The 19,189-nt window shown below is 62.6% G+C and carries 18 protein-coding genes; 10 read left to right on the top strand and 8 right to left on the bottom strand.

The features are described 5' to 3' along the window. Positions 1 to 3: 3 nt before the first annotated feature. From AC2GXZ_RS18205 to mdcA, 6 genes are all read right to left on the bottom strand, one after another. The gene (locus AC2GXZ_RS18205) at positions 4 to 948 is read right to left on the bottom strand and encodes an AEC family transporter (RefSeq protein WP_483760599.1); all 945 of its coding nucleotides are present in this window, start codon (positions 946 to 948) and stop codon (positions 4 to 6) included. A 162-nt stretch (positions 949 to 1,110) separates the two neighbouring features. Further along, entirely contained in the window at positions 1,111 to 1,941 is an 831-nt protein-coding gene (gene mdcE / locus AC2GXZ_RS18200) for a biotin-independent malonate decarboxylase subunit gamma (RefSeq protein WP_483760598.1), read from the bottom strand. After that, positions 1,938 to 2,813, bottom strand: a complete 876-nt coding sequence (locus AC2GXZ_RS18195; RefSeq protein ID WP_483760597.1) for a biotin-independent malonate decarboxylase subunit beta — start codon at positions 2,811 to 2,813, stop codon at positions 1,938 to 1,940. Before AC2GXZ_RS18195 ends, mdcE begins: the two co-directional genes overlap by 4 nt. Further along, on the bottom strand, positions 2,810 to 3,103 hold the full coding sequence (locus AC2GXZ_RS18190; RefSeq protein ID WP_483760596.1) for a malonate decarboxylase subunit delta: 294 nt from the start codon (positions 3,101 to 3,103) through the stop codon (positions 2,810 to 2,812). The genes AC2GXZ_RS18195 and AC2GXZ_RS18190 overlap by 4 nt, the downstream gene beginning before the upstream one ends. 13 nt (positions 3,104 to 3,116) lie before the next feature. Continuing rightward, positions 3,117 to 4,007 carry a triphosphoribosyl-dephospho-CoA synthase gene (locus AC2GXZ_RS18185; RefSeq protein WP_483760595.1) on the bottom strand — a complete coding sequence of 297 codons (891 nt, stop codon included), beginning with the start codon at positions 4,005 to 4,007 and terminating at the stop codon, positions 3,117 to 3,119. 15 nt (positions 4,008 to 4,022) lie between these two features. Continuing rightward, on the bottom strand, positions 4,023 to 5,678 hold the full coding sequence (gene mdcA / locus AC2GXZ_RS18180; RefSeq protein WP_483760594.1) for a malonate decarboxylase subunit alpha: 1,656 nt from the start codon (positions 5,676 to 5,678) through the stop codon (positions 4,023 to 4,025). Positions 5,679 to 5,924: 246 nt separating this feature from the next. Here mdcA and AC2GXZ_RS18175 point away from each other — a divergent pair, with 246 nt between their 5' ends. The 7 genes from AC2GXZ_RS18175 (at position 5,925) to AC2GXZ_RS18145 (ending at position 11,638) form a co-directional block, all read left to right on the top strand. Then, complete coding sequence (locus tag AC2GXZ_RS18175) at positions 5,925 to 6,584, top strand: GntR family transcriptional regulator (RefSeq protein WP_483760593.1); 660 nt, start codon at positions 5,925 to 5,927, stop codon at positions 6,582 to 6,584. A gap of 89 nt (positions 6,585 to 6,673) precedes the next feature. Then, a complete protein-coding gene (locus tag AC2GXZ_RS18170) occupies positions 6,674 to 7,111 on the top strand; it encodes an HD domain-containing protein (protein WP_483760592.1) in 438 nt (145 codons plus the stop codon). A gap of 68 nt (positions 7,112 to 7,179) precedes the next feature. After that, entirely contained in the window at positions 7,180 to 7,959 is a 780-nt protein-coding gene (locus AC2GXZ_RS18165; RefSeq protein ID WP_483760591.1) for an SDR family oxidoreductase, read from the top strand. Positions 7,960 to 8,033: 74 nt separating this feature from the next. After that, positions 8,034 to 8,261 carry a hypothetical protein gene (locus AC2GXZ_RS18160; RefSeq protein WP_483760590.1) on the top strand — a complete coding sequence of 76 codons (228 nt, stop codon included), beginning with the start codon at positions 8,034 to 8,036 and terminating at the stop codon, positions 8,259 to 8,261. A gap of 143 nt (positions 8,262 to 8,404) precedes the next feature. Then, positions 8,405 to 8,863 carry a MarR family winged helix-turn-helix transcriptional regulator gene (locus AC2GXZ_RS18155; RefSeq protein WP_483760589.1) on the top strand — a complete coding sequence of 153 codons (459 nt, stop codon included), beginning with the start codon at positions 8,405 to 8,407 and terminating at the stop codon, positions 8,861 to 8,863. After that, positions 8,850 to 10,532, top strand: coding sequence for an MFS transporter (locus AC2GXZ_RS18150; protein WP_483760588.1), 1,683 nt, complete (start codon positions 8,850 to 8,852; stop codon positions 10,530 to 10,532). The genes AC2GXZ_RS18155 and AC2GXZ_RS18150 overlap by 14 nt, the downstream gene beginning before the upstream one ends. A gap of 38 nt (positions 10,533 to 10,570) precedes the next feature. Further along, entirely contained in the window at positions 10,571 to 11,638 is a 1,068-nt protein-coding gene (locus AC2GXZ_RS18145; RefSeq protein WP_483760587.1) for an HlyD family secretion protein, read from the top strand. A 158-nt stretch (positions 11,639 to 11,796) separates the two neighbouring features. Here AC2GXZ_RS18145 and AC2GXZ_RS18140 read toward each other — a convergent pair whose 3' ends face one another. Beyond that, positions 11,797 to 12,921 carry a glycoside hydrolase family 25 protein gene (locus AC2GXZ_RS18140; protein WP_483760586.1) on the bottom strand — a complete coding sequence of 375 codons (1,125 nt, stop codon included), beginning with the start codon at positions 12,919 to 12,921 and terminating at the stop codon, positions 11,797 to 11,799. 305 nt (positions 12,922 to 13,226) lie between these two features. Between AC2GXZ_RS18140 and AC2GXZ_RS18135 the strand changes: the two genes are divergently transcribed. Next, positions 13,227 to 14,657, top strand: coding sequence for a sensor domain-containing diguanylate cyclase (locus AC2GXZ_RS18135; RefSeq protein WP_483760585.1), 1,431 nt, complete (start codon positions 13,227 to 13,229; stop codon positions 14,655 to 14,657). Between the two features lie 3 nt (positions 14,658 to 14,660). Here the strand turns inward: AC2GXZ_RS18135 and AC2GXZ_RS18130 are convergent, their stop codons facing one another. Further along, positions 14,661 to 16,928: a heavy metal translocating P-type ATPase gene (locus tag AC2GXZ_RS18130; protein ID WP_483760584.1), complete on the bottom strand. Its 2,268-nt coding sequence runs from the start codon at positions 16,926 to 16,928 to the stop codon at positions 14,661 to 14,663. 201 nt (positions 16,929 to 17,129) lie between these two features. On the opposite strand from AC2GXZ_RS18130, the gene AC2GXZ_RS18125 reads away from it, so the two are divergent. Both AC2GXZ_RS18125 and AC2GXZ_RS18120 read left to right on the top strand, forming a co-directional pair. Next, positions 17,130 to 18,164 (top strand): ABC transporter substrate-binding protein, encoded by a 1,035-nt coding sequence (locus tag AC2GXZ_RS18125; RefSeq protein WP_483760861.1) that lies wholly within the window; start codon positions 17,130 to 17,132, stop codon positions 18,162 to 18,164. A gap of 195 nt (positions 18,165 to 18,359) precedes the next feature. Then, positions 18,360 to 19,184: an ABC transporter permease gene (locus tag AC2GXZ_RS18120; RefSeq protein WP_483760583.1), complete on the top strand. Its 825-nt coding sequence runs from the start codon at positions 18,360 to 18,362 to the stop codon at positions 19,182 to 19,184. Positions 19,185 to 19,189 lie beyond the last annotated feature (5 nt).

Raw genomic sequence — 19,189 nt, 5'->3', positions numbered from 1 at the left:
ACCTCAATGGGGAGCGACATAGGCGATCGCGACGGCCAGCGTCACGATGCTGAGCAGCGACGATGCCACCAGGGTCGATCCGGCAACGGCGGGACGCGAGCCGTAACCGGCGCCGAAAACAAGCCCGAAGAAGCCCGCCGGAATGGCAACCAGCAGCACGACCTGCCCGGCAAGCGGTTCGGGGACATGGAGCGCCTTGACGACAGCAAGTGCGATCAGCGGTTGGATGATGTTCTTCAGCGCGGCACCAAGCACGACATTGCCGGTGATGCGGATCGGCTGTGCCGAGAGGATCAGGCCGGTCAAAAACAGGCCCATGCCGGCGGTGGCGGCACCGATGACGCCGAGCGACTTGTCGACCAGCGGCGGCATGTGGATGCCCAGAAGCGCGAGGATGACGGCAAGAAGCGGGGCAATGAAGATCGGCTTGGAGACCGACTTGCGCAACGCACCGAAGAACCGGGCAATACCCGACTTGCCGGCGCCGTCCTGCTTGGACAGTTCGAGCAGGGTCAGGGTCAGCGGCGAAATGGTGACCGAGCCGGTGGCGATCGCAACGGCGACCGGCAGCGCGGCATCACCACCATAAACGCTGACCAGAAGCGGCAGGCCTATCGAGGCAAAATTCGGGAAAGAAACGGTCAGCGTCTGAACCGCACCATCCGCCTGGGACAGCTTGAAAGCCTTGTATTGCAGAACCGCCATGACGATGAAGACGGTGAGCAGTGCGATGGCGAGCACCAGCATCAGCGAAGCGTTCTGGACAATGACCTCGCGCGAGGTACGCGCGATCGCCGTAAACAATGCGGCCGGAAGTGCAAACATCATCAGCGTATGGTTCAAAGAGGCAATGTTGGTGTTGTCGACGATGCGTCTTTTGCCGGCGAAATAACCGAGCAGCATGACGAAAAAGACCGGCACGAGCGCCGAGGCTATGATCATGGACATAGCAATACCTTTCCCTGACCGCCGGGTTGCCCCGCGGCAGATTGATTGATGGCTGGAATAAATTGTTGAAAAACGGGCCGACTGCCGGTGATCCGAAAAATGGATCCGGGCAGGACTGCCGGCTTCCGGGCGTCATCAGCCAGGAAGCCGGCAGCCGTCATCTCAGATGGCGTCGGCCCACTGGGCCGCGAGCCGTTTGCGAACCTCGATCGAGGCAGCACGAAGGTTTTGCGCTGCTGGCGACGTCAGGCGATTGGCAAGATCGCGCTGGCCGGCCTGCCGCACATCGGCGACGCAGGTCGAAAGCACATCGCGAACCTTGCCGACATCGCTGTCGGACGGCGCACCGGCATTTACGCCGGAGATCAGTTCATGCAGAATGCCGAGCTTGGCGTAGTTGCGAATGTCGTAGGACATCGGCGGCACGCGTTCGCCCATTTCGTCAAGTTCCGATACCGGACGACGGGTGATGCGGGCGGCAGCCTGCTTGCCCATCGCATGCACCAGCACGTCCTTGTCGTCGAGCGCGACCAGCCGGTTGGCCTGATAACCATGCGCCAGGAAAGCGCCGGACATTGCCTTGCCGACCAGCAGCGAGATCACCGGATGACCAGTAAGTCTTGCCTGCGCATAGGCGTCGGCGGCAGCTGCGCAGGCAAGCTGGATGCCGAGCATTTCCTCGCGGCGGCCATAGGCCTGGCTCGTCACGTCGACGACGGCAACGATTGGCCGGCGTTTGCCGTCCTGATCGGCGGCAATCGTCTCGCGCACAAGCTTTGCAAGGATCCAGCCCTGTTCGAGGCCGACTTCGCCGGTGCGCGCACGCGGGAAACGGTTGGCCGGATCGGGCACAACGGCGATGAAGCGGGCGGTCTCTTCGCCGAGAAGGGCATCGGCGAAGAGGACCGAGGGCTTACCAAAGGCGGCTTCACCTTCGCTCTTGGTCAGTTGGCCGAGCCATAGACGGCCACGGCTTGAAGAAGCGTTGCTCATTTTGTTTCTCCTTGTCCCCATGCGGCGCGCAGAGCCAGAGGCTCGGCCGGGCCGGCGGGATCGAAAGCGTCAAGCTTGGCGAGATATTCGGCGACACGGGCGCTGCGCGGTTCGGCAACGACACCCTGGCGGAAGGCGGCCCGGACAGCTTCGGCAATGGCTTCCGCGTCATCCTCGACCAGCGCATCGGCCTGGCCGATCGCCACGCGTTGTTCGCCGCCGATCAAGCTCCAGATCAGCTTCTTGTCGGAAGCGTCGAGTTCCTGGATGCCGGCTTCCTGCTCGATCACTTCGGGACCGTTCATGCCGATACGTCCCTGACTGGTGACGACCAGATAGCTGCAGAGCGATGCCGCAAGCGACATGCCGCCGAAGCAGCCGACCATGCCGGCCACGACGCCGACGACCGGCACATGCGGACGAAGGGCAACGATCGCCGCATGGATTTCGGCAATCACCGCAAGGCCGAGATTGGCTTCCTGCAGCCGTACGCCGCCTGTCTCGAACAGAATGACGGGACGGATCGGAATGCCGTTCTCGTGGTCCTTCAAGGCCAGTTCGAGTGCGCCGGCGATCTTGGCACCGGCCACTTCGCCCATGCTGCCGCCCTGGAAGGCGCTTTCGATCGAGGCGATGATCGCCGGCTTGCCATCGATCTTGCCCTTCAGGAGGACGACGCCGTCATCGGCCTGGGTGACGATATTCTGCTGCGGCAGCCAGGGCGAGGTCAGCCGGTCGAACGGGCCGAGCAGAACCCGGCCGGTTCCTTCGTCGAGGATCGCGGCGGCACGATCGGCGGCCCTCAGCTCGATAAAGCTCTTGCGGGCGAGAAAATGCTCCCAATCGGGACGCGATTTTTGGGCATTGCTCATTTCGAGGCCTCCACAGCTTGGCGCATGCGCAGGGCGACCATGCCGGGCGTTGCGCCGAAGTCATTGATCTCAATCGATGCGGCGCCGTCGAACTCGGTAAAGAACCGGTCGACGACATTTTTCCAGATCTGGCCGTAACCATTGACGCTGGTCGTCACCACGACATGCGCCACTCCGTCCTTCGAAGGCTCGATCAGAACCTCCAGGTCGCCGGAGCCGACTACTCCGACATGGACCTGTCCGGCGAAGGGGGATTTCGCGGCCGGATAGTCGTATTTCAGGATTTCCATAGGAATATCTCCATCAGTTGCGGGTTGGCGCAGCGGCGCTGGCAACCCGATCGAGGAAGAGAGTAGCCGCCAGCATGTCGGCGGCCCCTCCCGGAGAGGCATTAAGCGCCATCAGTTCATCATGGAGGCGCAGGAGCTTTTTCATGCCCGCTTCATTTGCGCTTCCACCCAGGCGAAGGACCCGGCCGGCACCAGCCTTGGCGACATCAAGGGCAGGTTTTCCGCCCCGGTGCAGGATGCAGGTGTCGTCGAGGCTTGCCATGATCGCCATCAGGGCATCGAGACGGGCATGTTCTTCGCCTGCGCCGTCATGCCGGGCCTGCCGCAGAGCCGGCAATCCGACGGAAACGACATGGGGAAAGCCCATCGCCGCCTCGCCGCGCGCACCCGGCACGCCGTAGCTTGCCGCCACCCTCTGCCCATGCGAAGGGGCGGACGGTATGAAGCGATCCGGCAGGCGGGAAATTTCCCCCGCCAGAGCGGCAATCTCGCCGGCATCGCCATCGGGCAGCATGGCGGATGCCGCAAGCAGCAGGCCGACCGCCCAGATGGCGCCCCGATGGGCATTGCTGCCACCAGTTGCCGCCATCATCGCCGGCTCGCCCGCCCGCCCGATGGCCGCCAGATCCTCGCGCAGCGAACGATCCGCCTTGCGCCCCTCGGCGCAAAGCCCCATGGCAAGGAAGGTCGGGTGCAGCGACCGCGCCGAGCGGCGCATGCTGTCGAGCGTCAGGTCCTCATGGGCACCGGAACCCCGGCTGTCGACGAGAGCGGGCTTGGGGCACAGCTCGACCTCGTCGATCAGCGCTTCGACGGCCCGGTCGGCGAGCCAGGCGGCTCTCGGGCTGTCGAGCCGGGTGGTCCAGGCGGCATTCGCGCCGCCATGGGTGAAGGCGATTGTCATCACCGTGACCTCCGCTTACCAGCTTCTGAACTGCGGCGGCGGCGTGTAGAGCCCACCCGACCAGGCAACCAGATCGTCGATGCTGCGCGCGGCAAGCAGCGAGCGGCTGGCCTGATTGCGACTGACATCGAGATCCTCGGGAAGGGCGACAATCCCCCTTGCGCGAAGATCGGCGCTCTTTTTCGGGTTGGCCCGCCGGCCAAGCTCGGTTGCGCCGGCAATCGCTGCAATCGCCTCGCGGCGTTCCTCTCCGTCGACCTTGTAGACATAGGCGATGCCTTCTTCGGTCACGACATGCGAGACGTCGTCGCCATAGATCATCACTGGAGCGATCGGCATACCGCTCTTCTTGCCGACTTCGATGGCATCGAGGCTGTCGACAAAGGCCGGTTCGCCGCCCGCCTTGAAGGTTTCAAGCGTCTGCACGACCAGCTTCTTGCCGCGGGCGATCGGCTCGTTCTTGGTCATCAGGCTCAGCCACGCGTCGCTGGAATGGCGGCGGCCATGCGGGTCGCTGCCCATGTTGGGGGCGCCGCCGAAACCGGCCAGACGACCGAGCGTCACGGTGGAGGAATTGGCGTCGGCATCCATCTGCAGGGTCGAGCCGATGAACAGGTCGACGCCATACTGTCCGGCCAGCTGGCAGAACACGCGATTGGAGCGCAGGCTGCCGTCATGGCCGACGAAAAACACGTCGGACCGGGCGCGGATATAGTCCTCCATGCCGACCTCGGAACCGAAGCAATGGACGCTGTCGACCCAGCCGCTTTCGATCGCCGGGATCAGCGTCGGATGCGGATTGAGCGTCCAGTTCCTGCAGATCTTGCCCTTGAGGCCGAGGGAGGTGGCATAGGTCGGCAGCAGCAGTTCGATGGCCGCCGTGTCGAAACCGATGCCGTGGTTAAGCGCGGTCACTCCGTGGCGCTCGTAGACACCGCGGATGATCATCATCCCCATCAGGATCTGCAATTCGCCGATATGGCGCGGATCGCGTGTAAATAGCGGCTCGACGGCGAAAGGCTTGTCGGCCTCGACGACGAAGTCGACCCACGAGGCTGGGATGTCGACGCGCGGCAGTTCGTCGACGATCTCGTTGACCTGAGCGATGACGACGCCGTGGCGGAATGCGGCGGCCTCGACGATCGCCGGCGTATCCTCGGTATTGGCACCGGTATAGAGATTGCCGTGCCGGTCGGCCTGCACGGCGCAGACCAGTGCAACGTTCGGGGTCAGGTCGACGAACATGCGGGCATAAAGCTCGATATAGGTGTAGATCGCGCCGATCTCGAGCTTGCCGTCTTCGAGAAGCTGCGCCACGCGGAGGCTCTGTGGACCGGCAAAGGAAAAGTCGAGCTTGCGGCAAATGCCCCGTTCGAACAGATCGAGATGTTCTCGCCGGCTGATCGTCGAGATCAGCAGGTGGATGTCGTGGAGCTTGGCCGGGTCGGCCTGGACGAACGAGCGCGACAGGAAGTCGGCCTGTTTCTGGTTGTTGCCCTCAAGCGCAACGCGGTCACCGGGCTGGATGATGGCTTCGAGTGCCGCGACGATATCGCGACCCTTCAGGATCTTTCCGTCGGCATAGGGAGCTGCGGCCTTGAGCCGTTTCAGCTTGTCGTCGCGACGGGTGGTCCAGGAGCGCTCCAGAGGAGCAAGTATCTGATTATCCATAATGGCATCCTCGGTCATTGAAGAGGATGAAGGGCGTGCCAACGGCATGTCGGGCCGCAGAGGCGCCGCTTCGTGAACCCGGCCAGACGGCTCGGGTGCATTCGTATCTACGCCGATTGTATTTTTCCGCAAGTATCATGTATACATGGCGCGAGGTACATTTCGTCGCATCTTGCCACAGGTCGACATACCCGGCTAACAAACCGGGTAACAAGGCTTGGGGACACGACAAAGGGTAGGTACAGCGTGACACGCAAACGCTCGGAACACATTCAGGAAAGCCTCGAAGACGCCATCGTCACCGGCAAGATCCTGCCCGGAACACGGCTCGAAGAGGTGGAACTGGCCAACCGCTTCGAGACGTCGCGCACGCCGGTGCGCGAGGCATTGCACAAGCTCGCGGCGGCCGGCCTTATCAAGATCATGCCGCGCAAGGGCGCGATCGTCCCTCGCGTCGAGCCGCAGATGGTGCTTGAGATGTTCGAGGTCATGGCCGAGATGGAAGCGGCCGGTGCGCGGCTCGCCGCCCGGCGCCTCACCGAGGCCGATCGCATCGCGATCCAGAAGACGCTGGAAGACTGTCGTGCCGCGGCCCTTAACGACACGCCCGACGACTATTACCACCGCAACGAGGAATTCCATCAGTCGATCTACCGGGCGAGCCACAACCTCTACCTGGAGGAACAGTGCAATGCGCTGCTGCTGCGCTTGAGCCCTTTCCGGCGTCTGCAACTGCGCCTGCCCAATCGCATTCTGTCCTCGCTGGACGAACACGAGGCACTGGTGAAGGCGATTTTCGAGGCACGGCAGGACGATGCGGCGATGATCGCCCGGGATCATGTCCAGGTTCAGGGAAGCGGTTTCAACGATTTCGCCGCCCTGCTCCGCTCCCAGCAGCGTGACTGATCGCATCACCGGCCCAGACCGCTATCGCTTTCGTCGCAGCTCCTTGCTATGCCTTCGCGCCAGAAGACAATCAGTCCCGGAAGACCTCGATGAGCTACGAGACGCAACTGCAAAAGGCGATCGATATCGCCACCAAGGCCCATAAGGGCCAATCGAGCAAGACCGGCAGCCCTTTCATCGATCATGTGCGGCGCGTGGCCGAACATGTGACGGGAGAGGACGAGACGCTTGTCGCATGGCTCCACGATGTGGTCGAAAAAGGCCCCGGCTGGACCTTCGAACGGCTGCGCGAGGAAGGGTTTTCCCCGCGCGTCATCGACGCCGTCGATGCAATGAGCAAACGTGACGGCGAGGATTATTTCGATTTCGTCCGACGCTCGATCGACAACCCGCTTGCGCGGCCGGTCAAGCGCGCCGATCTCACCGATAATCTCGGGCAGATGCGCCAGATGGGCGGCGACGGAGGCAAATTCGCCGAAGGCCTGCGCATTCTGGTCGCGCAATATCCCGAGGAACTGCCCCGCTAGACCGGAACCTTGCGGCTTTGTCCTTCGTTGCGGCGGTTGGAATACCGTGGAACGCGAGAGGATGGCTCATGGAATTTCGATCACGCGTCGCTCTGGTCACCGGTGCCGGATCCGGCATAGGCCGGGCCTCGGCCCTCAAGCTTGCGGATGCCGGCGCCGTCGTCGGCATACTCGGCCACACGCCCGAAGAGCTTCGAAAGACGGCAGCCGAGATAGAGGCCGCCGGCGGCAAGGCCATCGTTCTCGAAGCCGATATCGCCGACGAGACGGCGATGCACGAAGCGGTCGGGCAACTGGTGGCACAGACCGGCAGGCTTGACATCGTGGTTGCGAATGCCGGCATTAACGGCGTCTGGGCGCCGATCGACGATCTCAGGCCGGATGAATGGGACCAGACGATCCGGGTCAATCTGCGCGGCACCTATCTGACCCTGAATGCCAGCGTGCCCTATCTGAAAACACAGGGCGGCTCGATCGTCGTGGTGTCTTCGATCAACGGCAATCGCACGTTCAACACGCCGGGCGCCACCGCCTATGTGGCGACCAAGGCGGCCCAGGTGGCGATGGTCCAGCAGCTGGCGCTGGAACTCGGCCGGCACCGGATCCGCGTCAACGCCGTCTGCCCCGGCGCGATAGATACCAGCATCAACGACAATACCAGGGTCCGCGGCGAGACACAGACGGCGGTGCCGGTCGAATTTCCCGATGGCGATATTCCCATCACCGGCGGCAAGGCCGGCGGCAGCGACGACGTGGCATCGGTTATCCTGTTTCTGGCCTCCGACCAGTCGCGCCACGTCACCGGCACGCCGGTCTATGTCGACGGCGGACAGGGATTGCTGCGGTGACAGCGACTTTCCGGCCTTGTGGAACCGCCCGGTCCCGGCCGCGTTATCGGGGGCCAATAAATGAGGACTTGTCCATGAAGACCATTATCGCCGCAGCAGCACTTTCGCTTGCCACACTCTTGTCCGCCGCCACCGCCTCGCAGGCCGCCAGCGTCATCGTCACCACCGACACCCGCCCGGCCATGCGTCACCATGTCGTTGATCGTCATCATGTCCGCCCTCGCCACGTCTGCCATGTCGAGAAGGTCAAGACCTATCGCCACGGCAAGGTGTTCATTCGCGAGACGAAAGTCTGCCGCTGATTCTGTCTTGCGCGCACCGACCCTGTCGGTGCGCGCATCTCGACCCATGCAAAAATCAGAGGTCAGGTTTGCCCATCGTCAAGGATTGAACACATATAGTTTGCGTGCTAACTAGTGCGGCAAATAAACTTAGTGTGCTAACTATGCCTTACAGCGATCAATCCGCATCCGAGTTCCTGGAAGAGCTGACCAAGGTCAGCCGCAAGATCCGTACGGTTTTCAATCAGAAGGTCACAGCCCACGGGCTGACCTATCCGCGTGCCCGCGCCCTCTTCCGGCTGGCGAAAAGACAACACATGACCCAGACGGAGCTTGCCTGCGAGCTGGAGGTCGAACAGGCCACCATGGTCCGGCTGCTCGACCGCATGGAAGAAAACGGGCTGATCGAGCGCCGTCCGGATGCAAACGATCGCCGAGTCAAGCTTATCGTGCTGACCGAACACGGACAGGAGCAGGCAGCTTTCGTACGCGAACTGGCCGACCAGATCCGCCACCAGTTTTTCGAGGGCGTCGACGATGCCGTTTTGAAAGACGGCATTGCGCTGCTTCAGGCGATTTCGGCGAACGTGTCCGGCCTGGAGGATGCAAATGTCCCCGCGTGAGGTTGCAGCCCGGATCGAGGATAAGCAGGAGCGGACGCCTGAGGCGGCACCAGCAGCCGCCGCCGCACCCGCCCCGGCAGCGCCACCCGCCTTCGTGCCACGGCCGTTGCCGATCAAGCTTCTTTATGCCTTCACCTCCATCGTCGCCGCCGTCATGCAGGGGCTTGGCACCTCGCTGATCTCTGCCAACCTGCAGCAGATCGCCGGCCCGCTCGAGGCGACGCAGAACGAAGCCGCGTGGCTGATGGCCGCCTATCTGTTCCCCAATGCCAGCCTCGGCCTTTTTCTCTTCAAGGTCCGCACCCAATACGGCATCCGGCAGTTCGCCGAACTCGCCATCATCCCCTTTGTGATCATCAGCCTGCTGCATCTGTGGGTCAACGATCTCGGGCTCAGCATCGCGCTGCGCTTTTTCGCCGGCGCGGCCGCGGCACCGATCTCCTCGATCGCCTTTCTCTACATGCTGGAGATCTTTCCGCCGGAAAAGAAGCTCAATATCGGCCTCTGCCTTGCGCTGATCGGCCTGTCGCTCCCCACCCCGATCGCCGGCCTGATTTCCCCGCAGCTTCTCGATTTCCACGGTCTTCGCGGACTTTACCTCGTCGAAATGGGACTGGCGCTGATCGTTTTCTGCCTGATCTACAATCTGCCTTTGACCTCTCCGCCGCGCGCCAAGGTCATCTCGTCGATGGACTATGTCAGCTACGGCCTGCTGGCGACCTCGATCGGCTGTCTGGCGATCTTTTTCACCATGGGTCGTCTCTACTGGTGGCTGGAGGCCGACTGGCTCGCCTGGGTGCTGATCTGCGGCATTGTCACCGGCATGCTCTGCATCATGCTGGAGCTCAACCGCAAGAACAACCTGATCGACGTGCGTTGGATCGGCACCTGGGAAATCGTCCATTTTGCCGGGGTGCTGCTGGTCTTCCGCATGCTGCTGACGGAACAGTCGACCGGTGCCATCAACTTCTTCAAGCAGATCGGCCTGCTCAACGAACAAATGGCCGGCATGTATTGGCTGATCCTTGTCGCCAGCGTCGCCTCGGGCCTGCTCTGCGCCGCAATCATGAAGCCCGGCCGGGAGGCCTTCATCCATCTTCTGGCACTGGTGCTGATCGCCATTGGCACGCTGATGGACAGCTATTCCACCGTCCTGACCCGGCCGGAACAGATGTATGTCAGCCAGTCGCTGATCGCCTTCGGCAGCGGCCTCTTCCTGCCGCCGGCCATGGCCGTCGGTTTTGCGGCGGCGCTGAAGAAGGGACTAACCTATATTATCAGCTTCATCGCCGTGTTCCTCTTCACCCAGAAGGTCGGTGCCTTCATCGGCAGCGCGATGTTCGGCAGCTTTGTTACCTGGCGGGAACAATATCATTCGGCAATCATCACCGCGAGGCTGTTGCCGACCGATCCGCTGGTGACGCAGCGGATCAGCCAGTATACGGCGGCTTACGCCCATTCTAGCGCCGATGCGGCCATGCAGAAGGTGCAGGGCACCACCACCCTCGCCAAGCAGGTGCAGCAGCAGGCCTATGTGCTGGCCTATAACGACGCCTTCTTCGCCACATTCCTCTTCGCACTGGCCGCCATCGCGCTGCTGGTGATCCACATTCTCTGGTCAAACCGCCACCGGCTGCTGGGTACGGCAGACGTGCCTCGAACTGCCTGAACCCCTGCAACCGGCCATATAGAACAAGCAGAAACCCCATGAATTCCGTATTTCGCTCCATCGCCACCTATATCACGGCAGCAGTCGGCATAGCCGGTGTTCTGTTCGTGCTTTACGCCTGGGACCTGCCGCCGTTCAAGGGCTCGGTCGAAAGCACCAACGACGCCTATGTCCGCGGGCAGGTGACGCTGCTCAGTCCACAGCTTGCCGGTTACCTGGTCGAGGTGCCGGTGCAGGACTACCAGAAGGTCAAGCAGGGCGATCTGATTGCCCGCATCGACGACCGCATCTACGCCCAGAAGCTAGAGCAGGCGAAAGCAGGCCTTGAATCGGCAGAGGCCTCGCTCGCCAATTCCGAACAGAGCCGCAAGTCCGCCGACGCCAAGATCGTCTCCGCCAAGGCTGCCGTCGAAAGTGCCCAGGCCGCCTTCAACGCCGCCAAGACCGCCTATAACCGCACCCAGTCGCTGCTCAAGAGCAATGTCTCGACCCAGAGCGACTTCGAAAAGGCGCAGGCGACCTACGATCAGGCACAGGCCTCCGTGCACCAGGCCGAGGCCGAGCAACTCGTCGCCGAACAGGATCTCAACACGATCGTCGTCAATCGTCGGTCGCTGGAGGCAACCGTCGACAGTGCCAAGGCTTCCGTCGCGCTTGCCGATATCGACCTGCAGAATACCCGCATCACGGCCCCGCAGGATGGACATCTCGGTGAAGTCACCGGCCGGCTCGGTCAGTATCTGTCGATCGGTACGCAGATCGGCTCGCTTGTGCCCGATCACGTCTGGGTCGTCGCCAACTACAAGGAAGGCCAGCTCGACGGCATGAAGACCGGCCAGGAAGTCACTTTCACCGTCGACGCGCTCGGCCACCAGAGCTTCAAGGGCCGTATCGAACGGTTCGCGCCGGCGACCGGCTCCGAGTTCGCCGTGATAAAATCAGACAATGCGACCGGCAATTTCACCAAGGTCGCCCAGAGAATTCCGGTCCGGATCGCGATAGACCCGAACCAGCCGCTCACCGACAGGCTTGTTCCCGGCATGTCGGTAATTGCTCGCGTAGACCTCGCGCAGCAAGGCGGAACGGCAACGGCACAGGCAGACTGACCTTCGTCAGCGAGCCTGCGTCCGACCCGGACGGAATGCGCCCCGCGCCTGTTCAGTGTCCCCGGCGCGGGGCGTTATTGATTGAAAATAGCACGGATGCTCTTCATCAGACGGCTTAGGCGCCTGAAGCGATCCTGCCGCACTGTTGATCGGGTCGCTTAGCGCTCGGCAACAGCGCTTCCCGACCAGGTGGTGCGTGCCACCCAGTCATGCCAGCCATTCTCACTGCCGTTGAAGACGTTGAGGTCGATCTTGTTGTCGACGCCCTGCGACAGGCCTGACCCCGAATACTGCCAGAACAGCCATTTGCGGTCCGGGTAGATCTTCGATGGATGGGCGGCGACGGAGCGAAGCCAGAACGGATGGTCGCGGAACTGGCCCTTGAGATGATCGGCATAAAAGTCGGGCGCGGTATAGATCACCGGGCGCTGGCCGTAATGTTTTTCCAGCTTGTCCATGAAGACCTGCATCTTCTCGAGCACCCGCTCGGTCGACAGCCGCATCTTGCAGTCGGACTGGTGATTGTATTCGACGTCGATCACCGGCGGCAGGGCATCCGGGTCACGCGGCACGTTGCGGATGAACCAGTCGGCCTGTTCGCCGGCGGTACGGCACCAGTAGAAGAAGTGATAGGCGCCGCGGCGGATACCGGCTTCCTTTGCCCCGCGCCAGTTGGTCTTGAACATCGGGTCGATATGATCGCCGCCGTCGGTTGCCTTGATATAGGCGAAGTTGGCGCCTTGCGTCCTCAGCGTCGGCCAGTCGATATTGGCCTGCCAGCGCGAAACATCGACGCCGTGAACGGCAAATTGCCGGGGTGCGACGCGGCCGAAATCCATCGGCTTGGCATCACGAAAGCGATGACCGTAGACCTTCAGGCGCTCGGCCCGCCCGCGGCGCAGCGGCGGCTGGGCAAAGGACGGTTCGACCGCCGGGCGAAGTCCCGCAACGGGCCGCTGCGAGGGCAATGGCATGCCGACTGTCGTGGCCATGCCGTCGAAGGCGTGCGGTTCGTTCGCCTGCCCGTTCCATGCCAGCGCATGCGGGTCGTTAACGCCGGCCGGCGGCGTGATCGCGGCAACCGGTGTCGGGTCGATATCGGGAACGGAGGTCGCGGGAACCGGTGTCGACGGCATTGCCATACCGGCAGAAGACTGTAGCCGCGCCGTCTTCACCGACGCGGGCGGCACAGTGAGTGCCGTCTCCGTGCTGGAGCTCGAGGTGCAGCTGGAGACGCCAAGACAGGCGATCAAGATTGCCGAAAGAGCAGCAGAAACACGCATGAGCACCCGTACGCAAGATACCAGATCCCGGGAGCGCCACCCGTCCGGTGGATGCAACGCGGGATTTCACTAACAGGACCTTACCGGGAAATCCTAAATGCAATCTTTACGGGACACGGCCGCAGAGCTGCGGACGGTTGTCGACGCCTGTTGTTTTCACACAAGCCGTTCTTTCCCCCGCCATCTGCCGAAGAAATCTCTTCGACCTCTACATAAGCTATCGAAGATAACCCCATCGTAAGAACTTTTGCCCGATAAAGCCCCGTATCCGCTTAAGGCCAAGTTCGAAGGGCGTCTTCACCCCAATGCGCTTCATCCAGTTCAGGCTCGTCGGTCCGGCCCTCATCGCTATCGCGGTGCTGATCGCCGGCATGGCCAGCATTCCCTATGTGGGCATTGCCCAGATCGACGCCGGCCTGCGCCAGCGCGAGGAAAACCTCGTTCGGCACAATATCGATCTATGGATCACCGATATTGAATTCGCCCTCACCGCCTGGACGATCTGGGACGAATCCATTGCCAAGATCGACAACAATTTCGATTTCGAATGGACGGACCGCAATATCGGCGCCTCGCTGATCGGCACGTCACGCACCCGTTTTGCGGCGGTCATCGACCGTGACGACAAGCTGATCTATTGGCGCACCGACGATAGCGTCAAAGGCCGCGGGTTCTTCGAAAGAGGCGCGGATGCCATCGTCGCCGATGCCTCGGCGCAGGTGGCAAATGTGCGTTCCCGGGAATTGGGGCGCGCGATTACGGGTATTCCAAAACCGGTCAGCATCAGCCGCATCGAGATATTGGGCGACGACGCGGTGCTGATGACCGCAACGCTCTTCCAGCCCGACTTCAATACCGCCAAACCGAAAGGCGAGCGCGCCCCGATCCTCATCACGGCCATGCCGATTACCGGCAGCCTGCAGGAATTCTTCGGTACGAGGTTTCTTCTTGACGATGCCCGCGTCAGCCCGCTCGATGCCGTCACCCCGGATCGGGCCTATGCCGAGATCGCCGTCAATCCAAGCGGCGAAAACATGGTTCTGTCCTGGCGCCCGCCGGCTCCGGCCTCCGAGCTGCTCTATCGCGCCTTTCCGCTGCTCATCACGGTCGGCGCGGCATTGCTGGCCGCCGGCATATTCACCTTGCGCATGTCACGCAACACGGCGCGGATGCTTGTCGCCCGCGAAAGACGCATGCGCCACAACGCCACCCATGACTTCCTGACCGGGCTTGCCAACCGCGCTCTGCTGGAGCCGGAATTCCGGGCTCTGAGCGAGAAGGGGCCGCTGGCCGTGGTCTGTCTCGACCTCGACGGCTTCAAGGAAGTCAACGATACCTATGGCCATGCCGTAGGCGACGAATTGCTGAAGGTCGTCGCCGCGCGCCTGCGCGAGACAACTGCCGAGACTGATCGCCTCTTCCGCCTCGGCGGCGACGAATTTGCCATCTTCATGCCGGATGTCTCGGCCGACCGGGCCGAGGAAATCTGCCAGACGATCGCGGCATCGCTCGAAAAGCGGATGGATCTGCCGGGGGCCAAGGTGTCGATCGCAGCCTCGTTCGGCATAAGAAGCGTCGAGAAGGGCGAGACCTCCTGCGATACCGCCCTCGGGGCAGCCGATGCTGCCCTCTACCAGGCCAAATCCTTCAACCGCGGCTCGGTGGTGTTGTTCGGCCGGATCCCGCCCGCCGAAACCGCACAGGCAGAGCAGCCGGTCAGACGTCGACGGGCGTGAGACCTAACCGCGCAGCAGCCTCAGCGCGTTGATCGTCACGAGAACGGTGGCGCCGGTATCGGCGAGGATTGCCGGCCACAATCCGGTGACGCCGATGATCGTCGTCACCAGGAATACCGCTTTCAGACCGAGCGCGATGGTGATGTTCTGATGGATGTTGCGCATCGTCCGCTTCGACAGATCGATCATGCCGGCAATATCCGACACCCGGCCGTGCAGCACCGCCGCATCGGCGGTCTCCAGCGCCACATCTGTCCCACCGCCCATCGCGATACCGATATCGGCGGCTGCGAGCGCCGGTGCGTCATTGATGCCGTCGCCGACCTTGCCGACGACGAAACCATCGTGCTGCAATTCACCGACGATACGTTGCTTGTCCTCCGGCATCAGTTCGGCACGCACCTCGATCCCGAGATCCTTGCCGATCGCCGCAGCGGTGCGGGCATTGTCGCCGGTCAGCATCACCGTCCTGACGCCGGCATCCATCAAGAGCTTGAGGCCGGCCTTGGCGTCGGCACGCGGTTCATCGCGCATCGCAATCGCACCGGCGAGAACCCCACCGACGATCAGTACCGAGACGGTCTTGCCCTCGTCATTGAGACCGGTGATGCGGCGCCCATGCGCCATCGGCAGCGAAACCCGCTCGGCCGCCGCCTTGGGGGAGCCGAGGAAAACTTCCTCGCCGGCAACGATCGCGGTCACGCCCTTGCCGCCCAGCGCCTTCGCTTCGTCGGCAGGCGGGATATCGACCTCGTCCTCGGCAGCCTTGGCAAGGATCGCCAGCGCCAGCGGGTGGCTGGAGCCCGTTTCCAGTGCCGCGGAAAAACGCAGGACATCCTCGGCATTGCGGCCGAAGGCGATCACATCCGTCACCTGCGGCTTGCCGGATGTCAGCGTGCCGGTCTTGTCGAATGCGACAACGGTCAGCTCTCCGAGCGTTTCCAGCACGGCGCCGCCCTTCAGCAGCAGGCCGCGGCGGGCGCCTGACGACAGCGAGGCGGCGATCGCCGCGGGCGTCGAGATCACCAGCGCACAGGGGCAGCCGATCAGGAGGATCGCCAGCCCCTTGTAGATCCATTCGTTCCAGTCGGCGCCGGCCAGAAGCGGCGGCAGGACCGCGACGAGTGCGGCAACCGCCACGACGCCCGGCGTATAATACCGCGAGAAACGGTCGATGAAGCGTTCGGTCGGCGCCTTTTTCTCCTGCGCCTCCTCCACCAGCCTCACCACCCGGGCAATGGTATTGTCCTGCGCCGCGGCGGTCACGCGCACGCGCAAAGCGGCGTCGCCATTGATCGTGCCGGCAAACACCCGATCGTCCTCGCCCTTGCGGACCGGCGTGCTTTCGCCCGTCACCGGCGCCTCGTCGATCGCGCTGTCGCCGGAAACGATGATGCCATCGGCGGAAATCCGGTCACCCGGTCGCACAAGGATGATCGAACCGACGGCAAGCTCTTCCGCCTGGACCTCGCGGGTCTTGCCGTTTTCTTCGATCAGCGCCGTCTTCGGCACCAGAGCGGTCAGGCTCTGGATGCTCGAGCGCGCCTTGCCGGCCGCCACGCCTTCCAGAAGTTCGCCGACCAGGAACAGGAAAACCACGGCCGCCGCTTCCTCGGAAGCATGGATGACGACCGCTCCGACAGCGGCGATCGTCATCAGCATCTCGATCGAAAACGGCGTGCCCGCCAAAGCGGCCATGATCGCCCGCCGCGCGATCGGCACCAGCCCGATCAGCATTGCCGCAGTGAAGATGTAGAGATCATAGGCCGGGAAGAGATGGCCGAGCCCATAAGCGGCGGCGAGCGCCAGACCGACAAGGATGGTCAGCCGGCCCTTGCGCGATTTCCACCACGGCCCATCCGTCGGTCCGTGATCATGCCCGTGCAGGCCCTCGACCTCGGCTTGACCATCGCCCGAATGCCTGTGGGCGGAATGATCGTGCCCACCATCATGGCCATGGTCGTGATGGTCATGGCCGCAGCCGGGGCCATGTTGGTGGTCATGATCGCGGGAACCAGCCTGCGGCGACGGTGCCTTCTTCCCCAATGCCCTGAGCGAATACCCGAGGCCGGAAACCTTCTTTTCCATCAGCCCGAGATCGGCACGTCCGTCATGGCTGACCGTCATCGTGCCGGCGGCAACCGAGACGGACACATCCTCAATGCCCGGTACACGCCGCACCGCCGTATCGATCTTTGCGGCACAGCTGGCGCAATCCATCCCGCCGACCTTGTAACGGGCCTGGTTCTGGGGGTGATTGGTGGCAGTCATGTCGCTCTCCACGTGCTGGTTAGAGCAACACTTCTAAAACCTCCAGTCACTAGAGGTGCAAGCGCATTTTCGCGGAAATGTGAAAAGGGTGGAGTGCCCGGCAAACGGGCTTGCGGCCCGACAGCCCAAAAAATAGAATTACGCCTCAAGGTCCGGAGCTGCCGGTCAACCGTTTTTGCGAGAGGTATCCATCCCGTGAACGTGTCCCACATCCTTCGCGTCTCGGCGCTTGCCGCGATCGCGTCCGTTGCGACAGCCCTGGCGGCCAACGCGCAGACGAAGACGCTCACCATCTCCTGGTGGGGGTATAATGGCGAGAAGATGAATGCCAATATCATCGACCCGTTCAAGAAAATCTGCGGCTGCGACATCGTCTTCGAGACCGGCAACAATGCCGACCGGCTGAACAAGCTCAAGCTGCGCGACGGCAAGGGTGTCGACGTCATCTATCTCTCCGACAGTTTTTCCCAGCAGGGCATTGAGGACGGGCTGTTTGCCGAAATCGATCCGGCAAAAATCCCCAATCTGGCGGAAATCTACGAGCTCGGCCGGCAGCCGCAGGGCAAGTTCGGTCCGGCCTATACGATCGGTCGTGTCGGCATCGTCTACGATTCGGCTACGGTAAAACCGCCGATCGGCTCGTGGAACGGCCTCTGGCGCCCGGACCTGGAAAAATCCGTGTCGCTGCCGGGCATCACCACCACCGCCGGACCGATGGTTGTGCTGCAGGCCGGCAAACATGCCGAAAGCGATGCGTTCGAAGACAGCGAAAGCGCCTTTTCGGCAATCGAGGAGCTGAAGCCGAATGTCGTGAAGACCTATAATACCGGTTCGGAACTGGTGAACCTGATCTCTACCGGCGAGGTGCGTGTCGCGCTCGCCCAGGATTTCACCCTCGCCTCGATGCAGGCGGCTGTCCCGACCATGACCTGGGCCAAGCTGAAAGAAGGCGATATCGCCACGCTGAACACGATCAACATTCCCAAGGGGTCCGAAAACACCGAACTCGCCTACCAGTTCATCAATTTCGCCCTGTCGAAGGATGTCCAGCAGAAGGAAGCCGAACAGGGCGTCGACGCACCGATCAACACCAGGGTCGAGCTGACGCCGGAGCAGGCGAAGATCTGGACCTATGGCGCCGAGCAGGTGAAAAGCCTGTCGCTGATCGATTATGCCAAGATGAACGAGGCCAAGGCCGACTGGATCGACCAGTGGAACGAACTGTTTGCGCAGTGATGCGCAAGCGGTGAAAATCGCCTCAGCTGCCATAGGGCCTGCCCCTCCCCCCCTACCGGGACCTTCTCCCCGCAGGCGGGGAGAAGGGGACAGCCGCAACATAGCCGCCCCCTCGCCCCGTTTACGGGGAGAGGGTCGCCGAGCGAAGCGGCGGCGGGGTGAGGGGCGGCTACGGTCGAGAGAGATACTGAACGCATGACCAGGTTCACCAAATGGGGACTGACGATGCCGGCGACGATTGCCGTGCTGGCGGCGCTCGTCGTGCCGGTGCTGATCACCATCGCCAGCACATTCGGCGAGCCGAAAGGCGTGTTTTCCACCTATGCCGCATTCTTCAACAGCGGTTTCCGCACCAATATCCTCTATCGCACGCTCAGGATCGCGCTGATCACCACCGCGATCTCGCTCGTCGTCGGTTTCCTCACCGCCTATGTGATCGCCCAGATGCCGGCGCGGCTGAAATCGATCGCCATCATCGCCGCCGTTTTCCCGCTTCTGACCGGCGTCGTCGTGCGCTCCTTCGCCTGGCTGATCATTCTCGGCAAGAACGGTATAATCAACTCGACGCTGCTGTCGCTCGGGTTTACCGCCGAGCCGCTGTCGATGCTCTATACGGAAGCCTCGGTGATCGTCGCGATGGTCTATCTGTTCGTGCCGCTGATGATCCTGACATTGACCGGGGTGCTGGAAGGCATTCCGCGCGACGTGGTCGAGGCCTCCGCCTCGCTCGGCGCCAGACCGATCGCCACGTTCTTTCAGGTCATCCTGCCGCTTGCCGTGCCGGGGCTGATCGTCGGCGCGGTGCTGGTCTTTACCGGCAGCTTCACCTCCTATGCGACGCCGCAACTGCTCGGCGGCGAACGGCAGATGATGATGGGAACACTTCTCTACCAGCGCGCCATGGTGACCTTCGACTGGGTCGGCGCCTCCACCGTTGCGGCAATCATGGTGGTCATCACCATCGCCGTCGTCTCGATCATGAGCCGCATGGCGCGGCGTCTCAATCCGATGGCCGTATGATGAGG

It is taken from the genome of Aliirhizobium sp. YIM B11859, from assembly GCF_057163345.1.
Note: the sequence above shows the minus strand (reverse complement) of the source record. Positions and strands in the feature narration are given on the sequence as shown.